19 protein-coding genes are annotated in these 19,813 nt (G+C 63.8%); 5 read left to right on the top strand and 14 right to left on the bottom strand.

Annotated features, from left to right (window positions below; translation table 11 throughout):
* Positions 1–6 precede the first annotated feature (6 nt).
* The 7 genes from WCZ84_RS00205 to WCZ84_RS00175 all read right to left on the bottom strand — a co-directional run bounded on the left by WCZ84_RS00205 (position 7) and on the right by WCZ84_RS00175 (position 8,481).
* Positions 7–939, bottom strand: coding sequence for a 3-keto-5-aminohexanoate cleavage protein (locus WCZ84_RS00205; RefSeq protein ID WP_372684230.1), 933 nt, complete (start codon positions 937–939; stop codon positions 7–9).
* 65 nt (positions 940–1,004) lie between these two features.
* Entirely contained in the window at positions 1,005–1,928 is a 924-nt protein-coding gene (locus tag WCZ84_RS00200) for a 3-hydroxyacyl-CoA dehydrogenase (protein ID WP_372684229.1), read from the bottom strand.
* A 40-nt stretch (positions 1,929–1,968) separates the two neighbouring features.
* Positions 1,969–2,844, bottom strand: coding sequence for an SMP-30/gluconolactonase/LRE family protein (locus WCZ84_RS00195; protein ID WP_372684228.1), 876 nt, complete (start codon positions 2,842–2,844; stop codon positions 1,969–1,971).
* Positions 2,845–2,853: 9 nt separating this feature from the next.
* Positions 2,854–4,893 (bottom strand): ABC transporter permease, encoded by a 2,040-nt coding sequence (locus WCZ84_RS00190; RefSeq protein ID WP_372684227.1) that lies wholly within the window; start codon positions 4,891–4,893, stop codon positions 2,854–2,856.
* Complete coding sequence (locus tag WCZ84_RS00185) at positions 4,886–6,442, bottom strand: sugar ABC transporter ATP-binding protein (RefSeq protein WP_372684226.1); 1,557 nt, start codon at positions 6,440–6,442, stop codon at positions 4,886–4,888. The genes WCZ84_RS00190 and WCZ84_RS00185 overlap by 8 nt, the downstream gene beginning before the upstream one ends.
* A gap of 30 nt (positions 6,443–6,472) precedes the next feature.
* Positions 6,473–7,606, bottom strand: coding sequence for a sugar ABC transporter substrate-binding protein (locus WCZ84_RS00180; RefSeq protein ID WP_372684225.1), 1,134 nt, complete (start codon positions 7,604–7,606; stop codon positions 6,473–6,475).
* A gap of 92 nt (positions 7,607–7,698) precedes the next feature.
* A complete protein-coding gene (locus WCZ84_RS00175; protein WP_372684224.1) occupies positions 7,699–8,481 on the bottom strand; it encodes an SDR family oxidoreductase in 783 nt (260 codons plus the stop codon).
* A 174-nt stretch (positions 8,482–8,655) separates the two neighbouring features.
* Here WCZ84_RS00175 and WCZ84_RS00170 point away from each other — a divergent pair, with 174 nt between their 5' ends.
* On the top strand, positions 8,656–9,378 hold the full coding sequence (locus WCZ84_RS00170; RefSeq protein WP_372684223.1) for a GntR family transcriptional regulator: 723 nt from the start codon (positions 8,656–8,658) through the stop codon (positions 9,376–9,378).
* Here WCZ84_RS00170 and WCZ84_RS00165 read toward each other — a convergent pair.
* Entirely contained in the window at positions 9,375–10,196 is an 822-nt protein-coding gene (locus WCZ84_RS00165; RefSeq protein ID WP_372684222.1) for an IclR family transcriptional regulator C-terminal domain-containing protein, read from the bottom strand. The two genes, WCZ84_RS00170 and WCZ84_RS00165, sit on opposite strands and share 4 nt — an antisense overlap.
* A gap of 95 nt (positions 10,197–10,291) precedes the next feature.
* On the opposite strand from WCZ84_RS00165, the gene WCZ84_RS00160 reads away from it, so the two are divergent.
* Positions 10,292–10,963, top strand: a complete 672-nt coding sequence (locus tag WCZ84_RS00160; protein WP_372684300.1) for a 3-oxoacid CoA-transferase subunit A — start codon at positions 10,292–10,294, stop codon at positions 10,961–10,963.
* Positions 10,964–10,965: 2 nt separating this feature from the next.
* The gene (locus WCZ84_RS00155) at positions 10,966–11,643 is read left to right on the top strand and encodes a 3-oxoacid CoA-transferase subunit B (protein ID WP_372684221.1); all 678 of its coding nucleotides are present in this window, start codon (positions 10,966–10,968) and stop codon (positions 11,641–11,643) included.
* Here WCZ84_RS00155 and lipA read toward each other — a convergent pair.
* A complete protein-coding gene (lipA, locus tag WCZ84_RS00150; protein WP_372684220.1) occupies positions 11,598–12,590 on the bottom strand; it encodes a lipoyl synthase in 993 nt (330 codons plus the stop codon). The two genes, WCZ84_RS00155 and lipA, sit on opposite strands and share 46 nt — an antisense overlap.
* Positions 12,587–13,291, bottom strand: a complete 705-nt coding sequence (gene lipB / locus WCZ84_RS00145) for a lipoyl(octanoyl) transferase LipB (protein ID WP_372684219.1) — start codon at positions 13,289–13,291, stop codon at positions 12,587–12,589. The genes lipA and lipB overlap by 4 nt, the downstream gene beginning before the upstream one ends.
* 115 nt (positions 13,292–13,406) lie before the next feature.
* Here lipB and WCZ84_RS00140 point away from each other — a divergent pair, with 115 nt between their 5' ends.
* Complete coding sequence (locus WCZ84_RS00140; RefSeq protein ID WP_372684218.1) at positions 13,407–14,060, top strand: LysE family translocator; 654 nt, start codon at positions 13,407–13,409, stop codon at positions 14,058–14,060.
* Here WCZ84_RS00140 and WCZ84_RS00135 read toward each other — a convergent pair.
* The gene (locus WCZ84_RS00135) at positions 14,047–14,940 is read right to left on the bottom strand and encodes a LysR family transcriptional regulator (RefSeq protein ID WP_372684217.1); all 894 of its coding nucleotides are present in this window, start codon (positions 14,938–14,940) and stop codon (positions 14,047–14,049) included. The two genes, WCZ84_RS00140 and WCZ84_RS00135, sit on opposite strands and share 14 nt — an antisense overlap.
* Before the next feature lie 122 nt (positions 14,941–15,062).
* Here WCZ84_RS00135 and WCZ84_RS00130 point away from each other — a divergent pair, with 122 nt between their 5' ends.
* Positions 15,063–16,121, top strand: coding sequence for a YeiH family protein (locus WCZ84_RS00130; RefSeq protein WP_372684216.1), 1,059 nt, complete (start codon positions 15,063–15,065; stop codon positions 16,119–16,121).
* A gap of 1 nt (position 16,122) precedes the next feature.
* Here the strand turns inward: WCZ84_RS00130 and WCZ84_RS00125 are convergent, their stop codons facing one another.
* The 3 genes from WCZ84_RS00125 to WCZ84_RS00115 are packed head-to-tail and all read right to left on the bottom strand — an operon-like array spanning position 16,123 to position 19,747.
* A complete protein-coding gene (locus tag WCZ84_RS00125; protein ID WP_372684215.1) occupies positions 16,123–17,172 on the bottom strand; it encodes an ABC transporter ATP-binding protein in 1,050 nt (349 codons plus the stop codon).
* Complete coding sequence (locus tag WCZ84_RS00120; RefSeq protein ID WP_372684214.1) at positions 17,169–18,719, bottom strand: ABC transporter permease; 1,551 nt, start codon at positions 18,717–18,719, stop codon at positions 17,169–17,171. Before WCZ84_RS00120 ends, WCZ84_RS00125 begins: the two co-directional genes overlap by 4 nt.
* A complete protein-coding gene (locus WCZ84_RS00115) occupies positions 18,716–19,747 on the bottom strand; it encodes an extracellular solute-binding protein (RefSeq protein ID WP_372684213.1) in 1,032 nt (343 codons plus the stop codon). Before WCZ84_RS00115 ends, WCZ84_RS00120 begins: the two co-directional genes overlap by 4 nt.
* Positions 19,748–19,813 lie beyond the last annotated feature (66 nt).

Genomic DNA, 19,813 nt, shown 5'->3' with positions numbered 1-19,813 from the left:
AATGGATCAGAAGGCGACCTGATCGGCGCCTTTCAGGCAGAGGATTGCGCGGGCTTCATCGGGGGTGGCGACCTCGAGGTTCAGGGCCTCGAGAATGGTGCGGATGCGCGTCACCTGGTCGGCGTTGGATTTCGCCATTTCGCCTGGCCCCAGCCAGAGCGAGTCTTCGAGCCCGACACGCACGTTGGAGCCCATGGCGGCGCCGATGGTGGCCAGCGGAATCTGGTTGCGGCCCGCACCCAGGATAGACCATTGGTAGTCGTCGCCAAACAGCCGGTCGGCCGTGCGCCGCATGTGCATCAGGTCTTCGGGGTTGGGCCCGATGCCACCCAGGATGCCGAACACCGACTGGATGAAAGGGGGGCTTTGCACCAGCCCCCGATCCACGAAGTGGGCCAGGTTGTACAGGTGGCTGATGTCATAGCATTCGAATTCGAAGCGCGTGCCGTTTTCGGTGCCCTTGCGCAGGATGGTCTCGATGTCCTTGTAGGTGTTCTTGAAGATCAGGTCGCGGCTGTTTTCCAGGTGCTGGCGTTCCCAGTCGTGCTGAAAGGTCTTGAAGCGGTTGAGCATGGGGAACAGGCCGAAATTCATCGAGCCCATGTTCAGCGAGGCCAGTTCGGGCTTGAAGGTCATTGCCGGGCGCATGCGCTCTTCGACCGTCATGTGCGGGCTGCCGCCCGTGGTGATGTTGATCACCGCATCCGTGGCCTGCTTGATTTTCTCCAGAAATGGTCGGAAGTATTCCGGATCCTGGGTGGGCCTGCCATCTTTCGGATCGCGGGCGTGCAGGTGCAGGACGGCGGCGCCGGCGCGCGCGGCTGCAATGGCATCGTCTGCAATGTGCTCTGCGGTGACCGGCAAATACGGCGACATGCTGGGTGTATGGATCGCGCCGGTGACCGCGCAGCTGATGATGGCTTTTTTCTTGCTTGCCATGATGGTGCTCCTTGAAAAATTCGATATCGATGCGAGTGCCCGCAGGCCGGCTTGGCGGGGCGGGATCAGCGTTCGCCCGCCTTGTGCCTGAGCAGTGCCATCAGATGTTCATCGCGCCAGACGCGCCGGTCCTTGAGCTGCTCCCGTGGCAGGATTTTCCGCCGCTCGGCGTCCAGCGCCTCGATCAGGGCCTGCGGCCAGGGGGTGGTGTCCGCTTGTTCGAGCGCCAGCTCGTTGTAGATGGTGCCGTACCGTTCGCAGTAATCGCGCAAGCCGTCGGGCGCATTCAGGTCGATGGTCTCGAATGGCCCCATGAACGACCACCGCAGGCCCAGCCCGTTCTTGAGGGTCAGGTCGAGATCCTCGACGGTCACGCAGTCGTTCTGGACCAGGCGGAAGGCTTCCCGCAGCAAGGCGCCCTGCAGCCGGTTCAGGATGAAACCCTTGATTTCCTTCTTGACGACGATGGGGGTTTGCCGCACGCGTGTCAGCAGGTCGTGCGCTTTCGCGACCACGGCCGGATCCGTCCATGGGGCGCCGCACAGCTCGACCACGGGGACCAGGTAAGGGGGGTTCACGGGGTGCGCCACCAGGCACCGGGCACGGCCGGGCAGGTGTTCCGTGAACCGGGAGGCCGCGATGCTGGATGTGGAGCTGGCGAGTACGGCATCGTGTTTTGCCGCCACATCCATGCGGGCAAAAATCTCTTTTTTGACCTCTACGGATTCGGGCAGGCATTCCTGCACGTAGTCTGCATCGGCCAGCGCCTCTTCGAGGGTCGCAACGCGCCGGATCCTGGCCAGCGCATCCTGGCTGGACGGCACCAGCCCGGCATCTTGCAGCTTTTCGGTCAGTGCGGCGATCATCTCGCCGGCGCGGGCGAGTGCTTCGGGGTCGCCATCCCAGAGCGTGACCTCGAGCCCGCCGCGGGCAAATACGATGGACCAGGCCTGGCCGATGAGGCCTGCCCCTATGACGGCTGTTTTCATGGGTTCGTCATCCTGATAGTGTAAAAAGACGTTGGCAGGGTCAGCCTGCGAAGCGCTGTTCGGGGACTCCACGGATCCCCAGCCCGGTGATCATGAAGACGCTGCCCCCCAGCACTGAATCAGACGGGAATCGGGGCAGCGGGGGGCGCGACATGGAGGTGACGAACAGGATATCGAGGTGCTCGCCGCCAAACATCACGCTGGTGACGTTCTTGACGGGCATTTCGATGATGCGCTCGACCTGGCCGTCCGGGGTATAGCGCACCAACTGGCCTTCATAGACCTGGGCATTCCACAGGCAGCCCTCGGCATCCACGGTGGACCCATCCGGAGAGCGGAAGTTCGTACCCTGGATTTTGGTAAAAGTACGCCGGTTGGCGATCGCCCCGGTATCGAGATCGTAGTCGTAGGCCCAGATTTCTTCTGCCCAGGTATCGGCAAAATAGAATGTCTTGCCATCCGGACTCCAACAGGGGCCGTTCGACACGACGATCCCGTCCTGCAGGCGATGGACGGACAGGTCGGGATCCAGGCGGTACAGCGCGCCGTTGGGCCCTTCTTCCATGGTGTCCATACTGCCGAACAGGAAACGCCCTTTGGGGTCGACCTTGCCGTCGTTGAGCCGGTTGTTGGGCAGGCCGGGCTCCGGGTCGTGCAGCAATTCGACGGCGCCCGTTTTGAAGTCGACGGTGTGCAGGCCGTTGGCCAGCGATGCAATCGCCCCTCCGGAGCGTCGCAGGGCCATCGAGCCGATTTTTGTGGGCACCTGCCAGGCCCGGATTTCCCGGCCGTCGGCGGTTGCACGGAAGATCCGGCCGTCGGCGCTGTCTATCCAGTAGAGGCGTTGCTCGTCAATGTCCCACAAGGGGCCCTCGCCCAGCGTCGTTTTCACGTCGACAAACACTTCAATCTTCATTTTGCGCTCCTAAGAAAACCGCTCTTTGAGGCTGGCCACCGCCAGCAGCAGAACGGAACCAAAGATGATGGGCCGCACGGCGTAGGGCAGGCCACTGCCCGACAGCAACATCTGCAGGGCCGTGAGCAGCAGCACGCCGGCCAGCATGCCCAGGTAGTGTCCGCGCCCTCCGGTGATCAGCCCGCCGCCGACGACGATGACGGCGATCGAAGGCAGCAGGAAATCATCCCCCATGCCCAAGCTGGCCTGGCCCGAGAATCCGGTCAGCAGCACACCCACCAGGGCGGCGCACAGGCTGGACAATACGAACACCAGGATGAGGGTGCGGTTGGTCGGGACCCCCGACAGCAGTGCCGCCCGCTGGTTGCTGCCGGTGGCGTACACATGCCGGCCAAAAGGCGTGCACGTGAGCAGGAACACGGCAAAGGCGACGAAGGCCAGTATCAGGTAGGCGATGGGCGTGACGCCGAAGAGCTTGGCCGTCATCAGCCACGAGATGGCAGGCGCCGGAAAGCCGCTGGGGGTGCCTTGGGAATAGAGCAGGGCCAGGCCCTGCAGGATCCCGTTGGTTGCCAGCGTGGCCACGATGGATGAAAATCCGAGCACGGCCACCATGATGCCGTTGAGCAGCCCGATGGCCAGCCCGGTCAGTGTAACGACGAGGATGGCCTGGAGCAGGTGCTCGTTGGAGCCTTGTGTGATGCCGGTGAAGATGAAGGCGCATAGGGCGATGGTCCACGGCAGCGAGAGGTCGAGGCCGCCCGTGAGGATGACGGCGCCCTGGCCCAGGGCCAGGATGATCAGGAAGGTGGACAGGACGATCAGCGAGTTCCAGTACGACCACCTGAATATGTTGAGGTCCAGGATCACTGCGGTTGCCAGCACGATCGCGATCAGGGCGACCAGGGCGGGCACGGACAGCAGGATGTCTTTCCTGTATCGCTTCAGCAGCCCGACGTGGGGTGGTGGGGTGCCGGATGAGTGTGCGATGTCGATGCCCGCCAGGTCATGCGGCGGGCGCCGCCGGGCGCGGCCTTGCTGTCTGTGAAAGCGGATGCGTGCCAGCATGCGCGCGACGGATGCGCGCAGCGGCGAGCCGGCCCCGAGCGAATTCAGCAAGACGGCGATGATCAGCACCACCCCCTGGGCGATCGTGGAATAGTATGCCGATACACTGAAGATCAGCAGGAGGTTCACGATCACCATGAGAATGTAGGCGCCCAGTGCGGAGCCCAGGGGGCCGCCGCGGCCACCGCCCAGGCGCGTGCCGCCGATGACGATGGCCGCGAAGACCGGCAGCAGCAAAGAATTGCCGACCAACGGGTCTCCGGAGCCTGTCTGCGCCGTCAGGAACAGGCCGGCCAGGCCGTACAGTGCGCCTGCGGCACAGTATTTCAACAGTAGGATGCGCTGGACCCGCACGCCGACGGCGCCGGCCGATGCCATGTTGCCCCCCACCGCATACAGGTGCAGGCCCCAGGGGGTGCGCTTGAGCCATGCCCAAAGCGCCAGGCACACAAGGATCATGAACCCCGCGGTCGGCATGAAATCGGGTATCAAGTCACCCATGAGGGTCGCGCTGATGACTTCGGGGACTTCGCCGCCCGGCGAGTCCATGATCAGCAGCGTGATGCCCTGGAGAATGAACATGGTGGCCAGGGTCACCACGATGGACTGCAATCGGAGATAGGCGACCAGCAGTCCGTTGACCAGCCCGCATGCGGTGCCGATTCCGATGGCCAGCAGCAGTGTCGCCACGAAGGTGCCCGGCCCGTCGCCTTCGACGATCTGGCTGGCCAGCACCACGTTCACCAGTGAAATCACGGCCCCCACAGACAGGTCGAAGCCGCCCCCCAGAATCACCAGGGTGCCGCCGATGGCCGCGATGGCGAGCGTGGTCCCCCCCTGGACCAGAAGCATGAAGTCGAAATAGTCGAAGCCGGCGCCACTCTTGAGAGAGACCATGGCTACCAGCAGGAACAAGACGACTGCGGCGGCAATCACGCTGCCGAATTGATCCAGCATGCGGCCATACGAGTGATTAGGCATGCATCGATTCCGTTTCTGTGTGCGGTTGGCCCAGCATGGCGGACACGACGGCGTGCTCGGTGATCTCCGGCGCCTCGAAGGTGCGGGTGATGTGCCCGCGATAAATGACGTGGATCTTGTGGCTCAGATGAATCACTTCGGCGATTTCCGTCGAGTAGAACAACACGGCGCCGCCGAGCCGGGTGTAGTCGAGCATCAGCTTGTAGATTTCGTGCTTCGTACCGACGTCGATGCCGCGCGTTGGATCGAACAGCAGCAGGATCCGGCTTTGGGCCAGCAACCACCGTGCAAGGACGATTTTTTGCTGGTTGCCGCCGGAAAACGATCCTGCGTCCATCCACAGCGCCCTTTGGTCCAGATTGATGCGCTCGAAGACCCGTGCGGCACCGGCAAGCTCGGTTGCCTGGCGGATCGCGCCACCGCGCGTCAGCCGCCCAAGTATGGGCAAGGACGCGTTTTTCAGCCCGCTTTGGTTCAGCAGCAGGCCTTCCGTCTTGCGGTCTTCGGGCACGAAACCGATTCCGGCGTGCTGGATCGCGCCGATCGGGCCGGTGTGCAGCCTCGCCTGGCCATCGATCAGGATCTGGCCCGAGGCCGGCAGGCGCAGGCCGAAGCAGGCCTCGAAGAGGTCGAGCTGCCCCATGCCTTGAAGGGCTGCGATGCCGAGGATTTCCCCTTGGTGCAGTTGCAGGCTGGCATCCCGGATCGCGCCCGAGGAAAGGCTGTGCAGCTCGAGTACGCGGGTGCCTTCGCTGCGGGTTTCGCGCGCCGGAAAGACGTTGTGCACCGAGCGGCCGGCAATGAGCTCGACCACTTCATCGTCGGTGTAGTCGTCGACGAGACCGGAGGAAATCAGCTGGCCGTTGCGCAGGATCGATAGATCATCGCAGAACGCGCGCACTTCTTTCATGCGGTGAGAGATGAATATGGTGGTCAGGCCGTCGGCTTTGAGCCGGGCCATGATGTCGCCCAGCCACTGTACGTCGACCGATGACAACGTGGACGTGGGTTCATCGAGCAGAAGGATTCTGGGCTTTCTGAAGATGGCGCGCGTGATTTCGATCTTTTGCTGTACCGTCAGGCTGAGGTTCCGGATCGGTTCGTCGAGATCCACTTCGAAGTCCAGCGCCGCCATGTGTGCCAGGATGCGCTTGCGCAGCTGCGTGCGGCGTATCATGCCGCTGGCGTGCATGGCCGCCCGCGGCAAGAGCATGTTGTCCAGAACCGACAGCTCCGGAAGCATGGTCATTTCCTGGAAGGCTGTTTGTATGCCCAGCGCCTGGGCCTTCAGCGGCGTATCCAGGCTGACCTGCTCGCCAAAGACCTCGATGTGCCCCGTGGTGGGGGGCATGAGCCCCGACAGCAGCTTGACGGTCGTGGACTTGCCAGCCCCGTTCTCGCCCAGCAAGGCATGGATGCGCCCTGGCTTGATATCCAGCGACACATCGGAGAGCGCGATGACCGGTCCGAACCTTCTGGACAGATGGTGCAGGCGCAATGCGCTGTCGGGTTGTGGCATGTCGGGGCCTTGCTGGGCTTGGGTGGACAATGGGGTGCCTCCGGGTGTGCCGGGCTCTGGTTATTCCTGGTCCGGCTCCCCGTTCAGCGCCGCTTCCAGGCCCAGGTTCCGGGTCTCGGGTGAATAGATGGAGGCAAACCAGCCCGGGTTTTTCACGATGGCTGGCATGAACACGTTGCAACCGTCATCCATTTCTTTCCAGGTGCCATTCTGGCAGAGCTTGACCGTCTCGTTGGTGATCCTGGGCAGTGGCAGAATCACTTCCTGGGGTACGGCCTTGCCGTCCAGGGCTTCGACCGCAAGCTTCAGGGCCAGTGCGCCCGAGTACGGAACGGACGCATAGGAGAAGCGCGGCGCACCCAGCGGCGCATAGGCGCCGCTGGCGCCTTCCAGCTGTGTGTCGGGCGGCAGCATCTGGATGCGTCCGCCGTTGGAGCCTTCGCCTGCGCAGGGCAGGAGGTCTTCGGGTTTGCGGTCTGCTTCGAGCTGCATGGCGTTGGCCGTGTAGCAACCGACCTGCATCCACAGGCCGTCGATGTCGTCCCAGTCTCGCACCGCCATGATTTTTGTCAGCTCGGTGCGGGCGACGGCCTGGCTCCACATGCCCGGGCTTTCGTTGACCACCTTGATCTCGGGATGTTGTGCGAATACGGACTTGGCGCCCTCGGTGCGCAGCTTGTCCACCGAAGTTCCGGGCACCCCGGTGATCATGACGATGTTCCCTTTGCCACCCATCTGGTCCACCAGCCATTCGGCCGTGGCGACGCCGGCCTCTTTCTGGTCGATGTGGATGTTGTGCGCACAGGGCTCGGTCACTTCGCCATCATAGGCGAACACCTGGATGTCTTTCGAACAGGCCCGCTTGATGACCTGGTTGAGGGCCGTGGGCGAGATCGGGTAGACGACGATGGCGTTGGCACCGGCCTGGATCATCGCGTTGATCTGCTGGATCTGCTTTTGAGCGTCGGCGCCGGCGACCTGGATTTCCAGGTCCACCTTGTCGCGCAGTTCGGGCGTCTTGGCCATGGCCTTGATCATGTTGGTGGCCTCGGCCTGCCAGTCATTGCCGATGTAGCTCATGCTGAGGAATATCTTGTATTTATCTGACTGCGCATGCGAGGCGGGCGCCAGCATCATGGCCGATGCCGCCAATAGGGAGGTCGCCAGTATTTTCATGCCCTTGGTACCGTTCATTTCAGTCTCCTGGTGAAGGAAAGCCGGGGCTTTGCCCCGTCTCATCGAATGGCCGTGCCGCGGTGACGGTGCGACACCGTGTGGCCGTGGATTCAGATCAGCGCCTGCGTGTGGCCATCGACCGCCAGCGCCTGGCCGCTGACGCACGCGGCGGCGCCACTGGATGCGAACAGCACGGTGTTGGCCACATCCCGCGCCGTCACCATGCGCCCCAGCGAGGCCTGTTGTTCGTACTGTGCGGCGACGTCTTCCACGGGCTGGCCCAGGGTCTTGGCCTTGGCGGCGATGACCGCACGAATGCGGGGGCCATCGACGGCCCCGGGCAGGATGGCGTTGACCCGGATGCCGTATTTGCCCAGCTCGATGGCCAGGGTCTTGGTGAAGCCAACGACAGCCCACTTGGACGCGGAATAGGGCGCGCGCCCCGCAAAACCCAGGTGCCCCGCCGCGGACGACAGATTGATCATGACCCCCGAAGCGGACTGCTTGAGCAGCGGGATGGCCAACCGCGCGCACAGGAACTGGCTGGTAATATTGACCGACAGCGTGCGGTTCCAGTCTTCCAGGGTCAGCGTTTCGACGTAGCCTGTCGGGCCCGCGACGCCCGCATTGTTGACCATGACATCCAGGCCATTCAGTTTTTGGGCCACCTGATCGAACAAGGCCTGCACGCTGGCTTCATCCGATACGTCCGCGGGCCAGGTGATCAGTTGCGGATCCGTTTTTCGCGCTTCAGCCAGCCGGTCTTCATCGATGTCGCACACCATGACCTTCGACCCGGCTTCCAGGAATGCGCGTGCCATTTCCAGGCCCAGGCCGCTGCCGCCGGCTGTGATCAGAACTTTTTTGTCTTTCATGCTGATGTGCTCGAACATGGTGTGCTCCGTAGGATATCCGTGTGAATGTCTGGTCTATTGGGGCGTTTGGGTGTCAAATGGTCGCGTCATTCAAGATGGCGGTTGCATGGATCCGGCCCGCTGTTACTGTTATATTAATTCTGTGTGATCACAGATCACAGTAAGTGTTTTCCCTAATCATGGAAGGACATCATGACCAAACTCCTGAACCCGTTACCTCCTCGCGGCACCTTGGGCACGGATGTCCTGAACCGCATCAAGGAACTGCTGCTCACGGGCCGGGTCATGCCGGGCGATCGCCTGTCGCTGCGGTCCATGGCGGAAGCGCTGGGCGTGAGCATGATGCCGGTCCGCGAAGCCGTCTACCAGTTGATTTCGGATCAAGCGCTCGAGGTGGCCCCGAACCGCTCGATCCGGGTTCCGGTCATGACGGCCGAACAGTTCGCGGAAATCACCCGGATCCGGCTGCTCATCGAAGGCTATGCCGTACGCGAGGCAACCGCGCACGTCACACCCGACCTGATCCAGTCGCTGCGCGCGCTGAACCAGCAGCTGGCCGTGCGCATGGGTGAAGGGGGGGCCAGCCTGGGACAGGCGGTTCTGCTCAACAAGGCGCTGCACTTTTCGTTGTATGAAACGGCGCACATGCCCATGCTGATGAAGATCATAGAATCTTCATGGCTGCGGATTGGGCCGGTCCTCAATTATGATTTGCGCTCGGGGTCGGAGCGCACGGAAAACCGTACGGCCGTCGGGCACCACGAGCGGATGATCGATGCCCTGGGCGCGGCGGATGCAGATGCCGCGTGCGCCGCGCTTCAGGATGACATCAAGAGTGCGTACCGCTACATTGTCGAGAAACAGTGGCCGAAGAAGAGTCGGGAAGCGGTGGCCGCAGGTGGCCCGGCTCTTTAGACAAAAATCATCTTCAAGGCGGCCTGCAGCACGGGCAGGTAGGTGCGCCTGACATCGCCCGGGTCAGTGCGCAGCACGTGGGTACTGATGTTGATTGCGCCGGCGACCCCCGCGTCATGCGCCATGACGGGGACCGCGATGGCGCATAGCCCGGTTTCGAGCTCTTGGTTGACGATGGAATAGCCGTTGGCCTGATCTGCAGCCAGGATCTTGAGCAGTGCATCGACGTCGACGACGGTGTGTTCGGTATGCCGCAGCCGGTTGGATGCCTGCAGGATCGCTGCCTGCCGATGGCGCGGCAGTTGCGCCAGGATGGCACGGCCCATCGAGGTGCAATAGGCCGGCAGCGTGCTGCCCACGTGCAGGCTGTTGCTCATGATGCGCATTTTCTCTTCTGCCGATCGGGCCACGTAGATGATCTCTGTGCCATCGAGCACCGCGAAGGATGATGATTCGCCGGTTTGGGCCGTGATGTCTTCCAGTATGGGCTGAAGCGCGGCAGGGAAGCCCGACGACGCCAGGTAGCCCTGGGCGAGCGTCAGGATCTTGGGCGTGAGGCGGTATTTCCGGTCGATTTCCAATACGTAGCCCAGGTTTCTCAACGTGATCAGGATACGCCGGATCGTGGCCCTTGGCAGGCGGGTTCGGCGTGCGATGTCCGCCATCGACAGCGGGGCATGGTGGCGTGAAAAGACTTCCATGACAGCGATCCCGCGGGCGAACGACAGCAGCCCGTCGTCTGCGGCCGCCGGGGCGAAGGGCGATTCGGGCGCGACGATGCGTGTCTGGCTGCGGGTGGGATGGGAATCGGGCGACATGTGGGTGGCCATGACCCTTTGAGTGTTGGATTCAGAGATGTACAATGTTCGCATAGAGAACATAAGTTCGGCAAACGACCCTACCAGAGAGACCCCTGTTGAACAAACGCTATCCTGATGTCGCACACGCCCTGCAGGGTATCCACGATGGCGACACCATCATGATCGGCGGGTTCGGGTTGGCAGGCCAACCCGCCGCCCTGATCGACGGCCTGGCCGACCTGAATGTCAAGGGGCTTACGGTCATCAGCAACAATGCCGGCAATGGCGATACCGGGCTGGCGGCCCTTCTGGCGCGCGGGCAGGTGCAGAAAATCATCTGTTCGTTTCCGCGGCAGCATGATTCACACGTGTTCGATGGCCTGTACAGAGCGGGGAAGATCGAGCTCGAACTGGTCCCGCAGGGCAATCTGGTGGCTCGCATCGAGGCGGCGGGGGCCGGCCTGGGGGCCATTTTCACGCCGGTGGGTTACGGCACGGATTTGGCCAAGGGCAAAGAAGTCCGGGAGATCAATGGCCGGCATTACGTGCTCGAATACCCGCTGCATGCCCAGGTGGCCCTGGTAAAGGCCCATATGGCTGACGTATATGGCAATCTGGTGTACCGCAAAACAGCCCGCAATTTCGGGCCCATCATGGCCGCTGCCGCAAAAATGGCCGTGGTGCAGGTGGCGCATGTCGTGGCTGCGGGCCAGCTCGATCCCGAAACCATCGTGACGCCGGGCATCTTCGTGCAGCGCGTCGTGCAGATCCCGCCCCAGGAGTAATCATGTCTTACACGCGCATGAACAAGGAAGCCATGGCGCGGCGCGTCGCGGCCGATATATTCCCGGGGGCGTACGTCAACCTGGGTATCGGCCTGCCCACGCTGGTGGCCAATTATCTCGATCCGGCCAGGCACGTGATGCTGCACAGCGAAAATGGCCTGCTGGGCATGGGGCCGGCCCCCGCCCCGGGCGAAGAAGACCCAGACCTGATCAATGCCGGCAAGCAGCCAGTCACCATGATTCCCGGCGCCGCTTTGTTCCATCATGGGGATTCGTTCGTCATGATGCGCGGCGGCCACCTCGACATCTGCGTGCTGGGGGCCTATCAGGTGGCGCAAAATGGCGATCTGGCCAACTGGCATACGGGCGATCCCGATGCCATCCCGGCCGTGGGCGGGGCGATGGATCTTGCCGTGGGCGCGCGCAATGTCTGGGTGATGACCACCCACACCACGCGCGATGGTCAGCCGAAGCTCATGAAAACCTGCCGCTACCCGCTGACCGGCCTGGGGTGCGTGAAGCGGGTGTATACCGACCTGTGCGTCATCGAGATTCGCGATGGCGCCATGCATGTATGCGAAATGGTCGAAGGCCTGTCATTCGACGCGCTGCAGGCCTTGACCGATGCACCTCTTCAAAGGCCGACGTTGTCGGCCTCCAGCACCCGCTCGGCGCGGTAGCTCGAGCGCACCAGGGCGCCAGCCACCACTTCGCGAAAACCCATCGACAGGCCGAGCCGGCGAAATTCTCGAAACTGCTCTGGTGTAACGAAACGCTGTACCGGCAGATGGTTTTTGGTCGGCCGCATGTACTGGCCCAACGTCAGAATGTCCACGTCGTGAGCGCGCGCGTCTTCCATGGTCTGGATGACTTCGTCGTCGGCCTCGCCCAGGCCCAGCATGACGCTGGTTTTGGTCAGCGTGTGTGGCGCATGCGCCTTCGCGAATTTCAGTACGTCCAGGGTTTGCTGATAGCCGGCGCGCACGTCGCGTACCACGTGCGTGAGGCGGCGCACGGTCTCGATGTTTTGCGCAAATGTGGTGAGGCCGGCATCGAGCACCGTCGCCACGTCTTTTTGCCTGCCCTGGAAGTCGGGGGTCAGCGCCTCGACCGCGGTGTCTGCCGAGCGCCGATGAATGGCCCGGATGCAATCGGCGTAATGCCCCGCACCACCGTCGATGAGGTCGTCGCGGTCCACCGAGGTCAGTACGACGTATTTCAGCTGCATCAGGACCACGGCTTCGGCAACGCTCTCGGGCTCGTTGTGGTCGAGCCAGCCGTGCGGATTGCCGGTGCTGACCGCGCAAAATTTGCAGGCCCGGGTGCAGACCGAGCCCATCAGCATCAGCGTGGCGGTGCCGCGGCCCCAGCACTCGGCAATGTTCGGGCATTTGGATTCTGCACAGACGGTGTTGAGCTGGTGGTCGCGCACGATGTCGCGCACTTTCTCGTACTGGCTGCCGGCCGGAATGCGCACCCGCAGCCAGGCGGGCTTGGGCCCGACATCCGCTTGCCCGGCCAGGGCGCTGGGCCGCATGCCGTCTTTGACGGCCCGGGTGCCCTGAGGGCTGACGAATTTGGCACCTGGGCGCACGCGGGCACGAATGGTTGGGATTTCTGTGGTCATGTCGAAGGTTCAATGGCGGTCAAGAGGTGTCGGGTGGCTCGGGGCGGGCTGAAGTCGGTCGCGGATTCCCAGGCGGCTGAAAAGATCCGGGCCAGCGCATTGCCCGCGTCGACCACACTGCAGTGTACGCCGCATGCGGCCAGGTCGACCGTTTGCAGACCTGCCTGGCCGCAAGGGTTGATGCCCAGGAAGGGGGTCAGATCCATGTCGACGTTCAGGGCGACGCCATGGTAGGCACACCCCTTGTGGACCTTGACGCCCAGGGCGGCAATTTTTGCCAGCTGCGTACCCTGCGGGTGGTTTAGCGCGGATTGTGGTACGTACACGCCGGGTGCGCCAAGCTTGCGGCAGGCTTGCGAGAGCCCGCACTGCAGAAGCAGGTCCAGCACGGTTTGCTCGAGCAGGTGCACGAGTGCGTGTGCGGAGACCCGTCTGCGACGCAAGTCTACCAGGGTGTACAGAATGACCTGGCCGGGCCCATGATAGGTGACCTGGCCGCCCCGATTGCTGCGTACGACGGGGATGTGGCGCGGGTTCAGGACGTGCTCTGGCCGGCCTGCCTGGCCCAGGGTATAGACGGGCGCATGCTCGACCAGCCAAAGTTCGTCCGCCGTGTCCGGCTGCCGTTTTTGGGTGAAGTCCTGCATGGCCTGCCATACCGGCAGGTAAGGGGCAGGGCGGTCCAGCCAGCGGTGTTGCATTCGTATCGTCCAGGCAAGGTGCGAGTACGCTATTGTGGCATGATGCACGCTTCGGAGGTATCCGACAGTGCGCAAAGCCGGAGGTCAACAGTGAAGATTTTCAGGGCAACAAATCATGCCGGGCATTGAGACGCTGGCCGGGTTTTTTGGCGCGGCCCTGCTGCTTGCGCTCAGCCCCGGGCCGGACAATCTCTTCGTGCTGGTGGTGTCGGCCCAGAAAGGCTGGCAGGCGGGTCTTGCGGTGGTGGTCGGCCTGTGCCTGGGGCTGGTCGCGCAGACTGCGGCCGTCGCCCTGGGCCTGGCGGCGCTGTTCCTGGCGTCGGCGGCGGCCTTCATGGGGCTCAAGGTTGCCGGGGCCGTCTATCTGGCGTATCTGGCCTGGGGGGCGTTTCGCGCAGCCGCGCGCGCGGGCGACGTTGCCCTCTCGGCAGGTCATTCGGATGCGGCACCCGGCAACGGGTTCCATCCAGCGCGCATGGTGGGGCGCGGCATCGTCATGAACATCACCAATCCCAAGGTATTGGTGTTCTTTCTGGCCTTTTTGCCGCAGTTCGTGGATCCTTCACGCGGAGAAGTCGCCCTGCAGATCGTCCTGTTCGGTAGCGTGTTCATTGTGGCGACCCTGCTGGTATTCGGGGGTATTGCGTGCTTCAGTGGCAAGGTGGGCGACACGATACGGCGCTCTGCGGGGGTGCAGCGCTGGCTGAACCGCATCGCGGGGGCGGTGTTCCTTGGGCTCGCCCTGAACCTGCTGTTCATGCGCCGCTGACGAAATGCGCGCGCAGCAGGGCATCGAATAGCATCATGGCGCGGCTGCCCGGCTTGTCCTTGTGCTGGATACGGTACAGCGATCGCTCCAGCTGGGGCAGGGGGGACCGCAGCTCGACCAGGCGGCCCTGCTCGAGCCATTCCGCGATCACGTGGCGCGACAGGCAGCTGATGCCCATTCCGGCTGCAACGAGCTGCTTGATGGCTTCCGACTGGCCCAGTTCCATCACCGCTTCCAGGCGGCCCAGATGAGGCAGCAGCAGCCGTTCGACTTCTTCGCGGGTACCGGAGCCCGGCTCGCGCAGGACCCAGGGCGCCCGGGCGAGTTCGGGCAGGGACACCGGGCCGCGGGCCAGCGCATGATCGGCGGCGGCAAAGACGCACATGCGGTCCGCTTGCCACGGGGTCATGAGCAGTTCAGGGTGGTGGCTGGGGCCTTCGACAAAACCCGCGTCGATGCGCAACTGGGTGACGGCCTCGACCACGTCGGCGGTGTTGCCCACCATCAACTGGATCGAGGCGCGCGGGTGCGCCTGCCGGAAGCGAGCGAGTAAGGCGGGCAGCAAATGATTGCCGATGGTGGTGCTGGCCCCCAGGCGCAGGAAGATGCCGGCATCGTCCGTGAACAGGCGTTGAAGCTCCTGTGCCTGGTCCACCAGCGTGCGAGCCCTGGGCAGAAACACATGCCCTTGTGCGTTCAGCAGCAGCTTGCGCCCGATCCGGTCGAACAGCGGCGTGGACAGGCCCTTTTCAAGGGACAGCAGCGCCTGGCTGGCGGCTGACTGCGTCATGCCGGCGCGATCCGCCGCCGCCGTGACGGTGCCCTCATCGACAATGCCAAGAAACACTTCCAGTTCACGCAAGCTGATATACCAGGACATGGCTGAATCAATAAGTAAAATCGATTGAATAAATAAAAAGTATTTGTTTTATTTCTTTAATGATAGCGCGTATTCTGGTCATGCGCGCTGGCAAGGGGCCGGCGCTTTTTTTGGGACCCTGCATGACCACCCTGACGCGCCGCATCCATTTCACGGGCCCTATGCAGCCTCTGCCAGGCCTGTTGCTGACCCTGGCTATTGCACTGGCTGCGATGGGCTTGTCAGGGCTGTCCTTTTTATCCGATGCGGGGATGTCGGCGCTGACGCTGGCCATTGTGGCGGGCATGGTGCTGGGCAACACACTGTATTCGCGCGTGGCTTTTCAGTGCGGTGCCGGGGTGGCGTTTTCCAAAGCCAAGCTGCTGCGTCTCGGGATCATCCTTTACGGCTTCCGGTTGACGTTCCAGGATATTTTTTCGGTCGGCCTCGAGGGGCTGCTGATCGACGTTCTGGTCATCATGTCCACATTCACTCTCGCCTGGTGGGCCGGGCACCGGAAAATGGGGCTCGATGAGCAAAGTGCCATACTGATTGGCGTCGGCAGTTCGATCTGTGGTGCCGCCGCTGTGCTGGCGGCCGAGCCGGTTGTGCGGGCGCGCGCCGACAAGGTGGCCGTGGCGGTCGCCACCGTGGTGGTGTTCGGCACCCTGGGCATGTTTCTCTATCCCTTCTTGTACGCGCTTGCCCAGCCCTGGGGGCTGAGCGAGTCCGCTTATGGGATCTTTACCGGCTCTACGGTGCATGAAGTCGCCCAAGTCGTCGCTGCGGGGCGCGCGGTGGGCGAACTGGCCGCCACGAATGCGGTCATCATCAAAATGCTGCGGGTCATGCTGCTGGCCCCTTTTCTGATCGTGCTGGCCGCCTGGATCGCGCGCCGCTCTACTGGATCGGGGCATGCTGGTCAGGGCGCGTTCTGGCGGACCATTCCTTGGTTTGCGGTGGCTTTCATCGCCGTGGCCGGGTTCAATTCGCTGCACTGGCTGCCCGCACAGGCGGTTCAGGCCTTGTTGGTGCTGGACAATCTGGTGCTCACCATGGCGATGGCGGCGCTGGGGCTGACCACGCATGTCTCGGCCATACGCCAGGCGGGTACGCGGCCGCTGATGCTGGCGGCCTTGCTGTTTGCCTGGCTATTGCTGGGCGGGGCGCTGATCAACGGCCTGGTAATGTGGCTGTTTTGAATCAGCCGGCGCCAGGGCCCAGGGTGTGGCTTGGGTACGCCATGCAGGCACCCAGGATACGGATATAGCCCTGGGCATGCAGGGCCGGGGCCAGCAGCGATGCCATGCGCAGGTCCAGGCACAGCGATGCCAGCGACAGGCTGACCAGGGTGTGGTCCCCCCGGAATGAGCGCCTGTCCACCTGTGCCGGGGTGCCCGGTGGGGCGTCTTGCCATTGCAGTTGCTCGGGACGCACCATGATCATGGCCTCGCCGCGCGTTTCGCCTTGCCCCGGGTGCAGCGGCACGGTGCCCAGGGCACATTGGGCCGCGTGGGTATCCGCCTCGCCCGACAGGAACAGGGCGGTGCCCGTCAACCGGGCCACCGCCGGGCTGGCAGGCTGCCAGTACACGGTTTCCGGGCGCGCACATTGCATGATGCGCCCGTCCTGCATGACGGCCAGCTGGTCGGACACTGCAAAAGCCTCGCCTGGATCGTGCGTGACCAGCACCGTGGTGGTGCCCGTCTGGCGCAGGACCTGGATGACGTCTTCACACATGTTGCGCCGCAGGTCCAGGTCGAGCGCGTTGAAAGGCTCGTCCAGCAGCACCAGATCCGGCCCTGGCGCCAGTGCGCGCGCCAGCGCCACCCGCTGCTGCTGGCCACCCGAGAGTTCATGCGGGTAACGCTTGCCCAGGCCGTCCAGCCCCGTCAGGGCAAGGACCTCTTCGATGCGGCGTTGCGGGTCGTCGCCCCGTACCAGGCCGAAGCGCACATTGCCTTCCACCGTGAGGTGGGGAAACAAGGTGCCCTCTTGCGGCACGTAGCCGATACCGCGCCGCTCGGGCGGCACGAAGGCGCGCTCGGAGGCCATGACCCGGCCATCGAAGGCGATGCGTCCGCGCTCGAGCGGCTCGAACCCGGCGATCAGCCGCAGCAGGGTTGTCTTGCCGCAGCCTGAAGGGCCCAGCAGGGCCAGCACCGAGCCTTGCGGGATGTCGAGCTCGATGCCCCGCAGGACCGAGGTCTGGCCATATTGTTTGTGGACGTCGGTAATCGTGATGTGGCTCATGGGGCCTGATACAGCATGCGGCGGGTAAAGATCCAGACGGGCACGATGGAGACCAGCACCAGCAGCGCGGCAAAGGGCGCCGCTGCCGCGTATTCGGCATCGACCGTGTACATCCAGACTTCCGTCGCCAGTGTAACAGTGCCGGTTGGGGCCAGCATCAGGGTGGCGGTGAGCTCGCGCACGATCTCCAGCATCATCAAGGCCAGGGCCGCACCGATGCCGGGCGCGATATTGGGCAGGATCACAGTGAGAAACACCATGAAGGGGCGGCGCCCCAGGCTGCGGGCGACGGGCTCGAGTTGCGGGGGCACGAGCTCGACCGAGGCGCGCAGCGACGATTGCGCCAACGGCAGGTACAGAATAGCGTATGCCGCCAGCAGGACGGCCACGCCCTGGTACAGGGCGGGCGCCAGCCGGATCGATAGATAGACCAGCGCGAGCGCTACCACGACGCCGGGCAGCCCGTGAACGATGTAGGGCAGGCGCTCGGCAAATTGGGCCAGGGGGCCGCGGTGTCGCACCGACAGCAGGACCAGGGGAATGGCCAATGCGCTGGTGAGCAGCGCACCCGAGGTCGCCAGCGACAGCGTGCCGCGCACGGCGGGCCACAGTTGGGCCATGCCGGTGCCCGCCGAGCTGCCGTGCGCCAGCCACCAGGCCAGCGTGATCAACGGTACGCCCAGCGACAGAAAACCCAGTGCGCCAAAGGCGCCCAATACCGGCCAGGTGGCGCGCCGCAGGCGCAGCGGCTGGGCGATCCGGGCACTGCCCCGGCCGCTGCGCGACACCCGCCGGCGGCCTCGCAGGCGCATCTCTGCCCAGGCCGCCGGAATGCACAGCAGCATCAGGACGACCGACTGCAGGGCCGCCGAGGCGCTGTCGAATTGCAGTTCGTAGGACTCGAAGATGGCCGTGGTGAATGTTTGCACACGCAGCAGCGCCAGCGCGCCGAATTCAGCGAACATGTGGGTGAGCACGAGCAGGGCGCCGCCGCCCAGGGCGGGCAGCAGCTGAGGCAGCAAGGCATGCGTGAAACTGCGCCATGGGCCGTGCCCCAGGGAGCGCGCCACGTCTTCGCAGCCCGGATCCGTGCTGCGCAGAGCGGCAGCGACGGGCAGATACACTAGCGGATAGCTGGACAGGGCCAGAATGAAAATAGCGCCGGCCAGATTCTGAAAGGCCACATCGATGGACGCCCAGGCATAACTGGACACGAAGGCCGGCACGGCCAGCGGCAGGCCGGCCAGCACACGCCAGGCCCGGCGCCCGGGCAGGTCGGTGCGCTCCACGCACCAGGCCACCGACAGGCCGATCAGGGCCGACAGCACCATCACGCCCGTGGCCAGCGTGATGGTATTGACCAATAGCTCTGCTGTGCGGCCGCGGAACAATTCGGCCACCGAGCCAGCCAGACCCGTCTGCAGCGTCCGAACTGTGACGTAGATCAGCGGCAGGGCGACCAGCCCCATGGGCAACAGAGCGGCCACCGCCAGCCAGTTGGGGCGGATGCGCCTGAACCGGCGCTGGCTCAGGCTCAGGCTGGTCACGCCAGGCCGGCCTCGCGCCGCAGCACCAGGGCGTCGGCCGCATCACCGAGATCGGCTGGGCTGATGGCCGGAGGATTGAGGCTGTCGAACGGCTTGAGATCGAACGGTGACTGTACACCCGGACGCAGCGGATATTCTGCGACGGTGTCGACCATGGCCTGCTGGCCTGCCTGACTGACCATGAAGGCAACGAGTTTCTGGGCGGCCTGCGGGTTGGCGGCCGTTTTCAGTATCCCGGTTGCCGAGACCGTGATCAGGCCGCCGGGGTCGCCTGGCCCGGCGTAGTGTATGGCCGACTGCATGTTCTCGGCACCGACTTCTCGGGCGACGATGAACCAATAGTAGTTGTTCACCAGCGCCGTGGGAATTTCGCCGCGTTCCACCGCGCGCATGGCGGCCATGTTGCCGTTATAGATGCGGCCGTATTTCTTCAGGCCCTTGAGCCAGTCCAGCGCTGCCTCGCGCCCCTTGAGCAGCTTGATGGCGATGATCTGCTGCTGGAAGGCGCCGCTGGTGGGCACGAAGCCGACCCGGTCTTTCCAGGCCTCTGTGGCCATGTCCAGAATCGAGGCTGGCAGTTCTGACTCTTGCACCAGATTGCGGTTGTATACGGTGACCCGGCTGCGGGCGGTGACGCCCGTCCAGGTGCCATCACGCGACCCGTAGCCCGGTATGATCTGGCTCAGGGTGTCCTGCGGCAGGGGCGCCAGCAGGTGATGATCGTCCAGCGCGGCGACGGGTGGGCTTTCTTCGGCAAAGAACAGGTCTGCCGGCGAGCGGCTGCCTTCTTCGATGATCTGGTTCGCCAGCTGGGTGCTGCTGCCCTTGCGGATCTGCACCTCGATACCCGTAGCCTGCTGGAAGGCATCGATCAGCGCCTGCGTGGTTCGGCTGTGTTGGCCGTTGTAGAGCACCAAGGTTTTGGCGTCGGCGGCCCGGGCTGGCCGCATCCATGACGCAGCAATCAGCGCCCCGCTGCCCAGTACCAGAGTGTTGCGTAAGAAGTGGCGTCGTGTGAGATGCGTCATGGTCGAAACTCTCGATAAATGTCAATCTGCATTGTATGTCAAATAAGAATCATTATCTTTGCGGTT

It is taken from the genome of Castellaniella sp. (assembly GCF_041675725.1).
Classification (GTDB): domain Bacteria; phylum Pseudomonadota; class Gammaproteobacteria; order Burkholderiales; family Burkholderiaceae_B; genus Castellaniella.
This window is presented reverse-complemented; position numbering and strand designations above follow the sequence as displayed.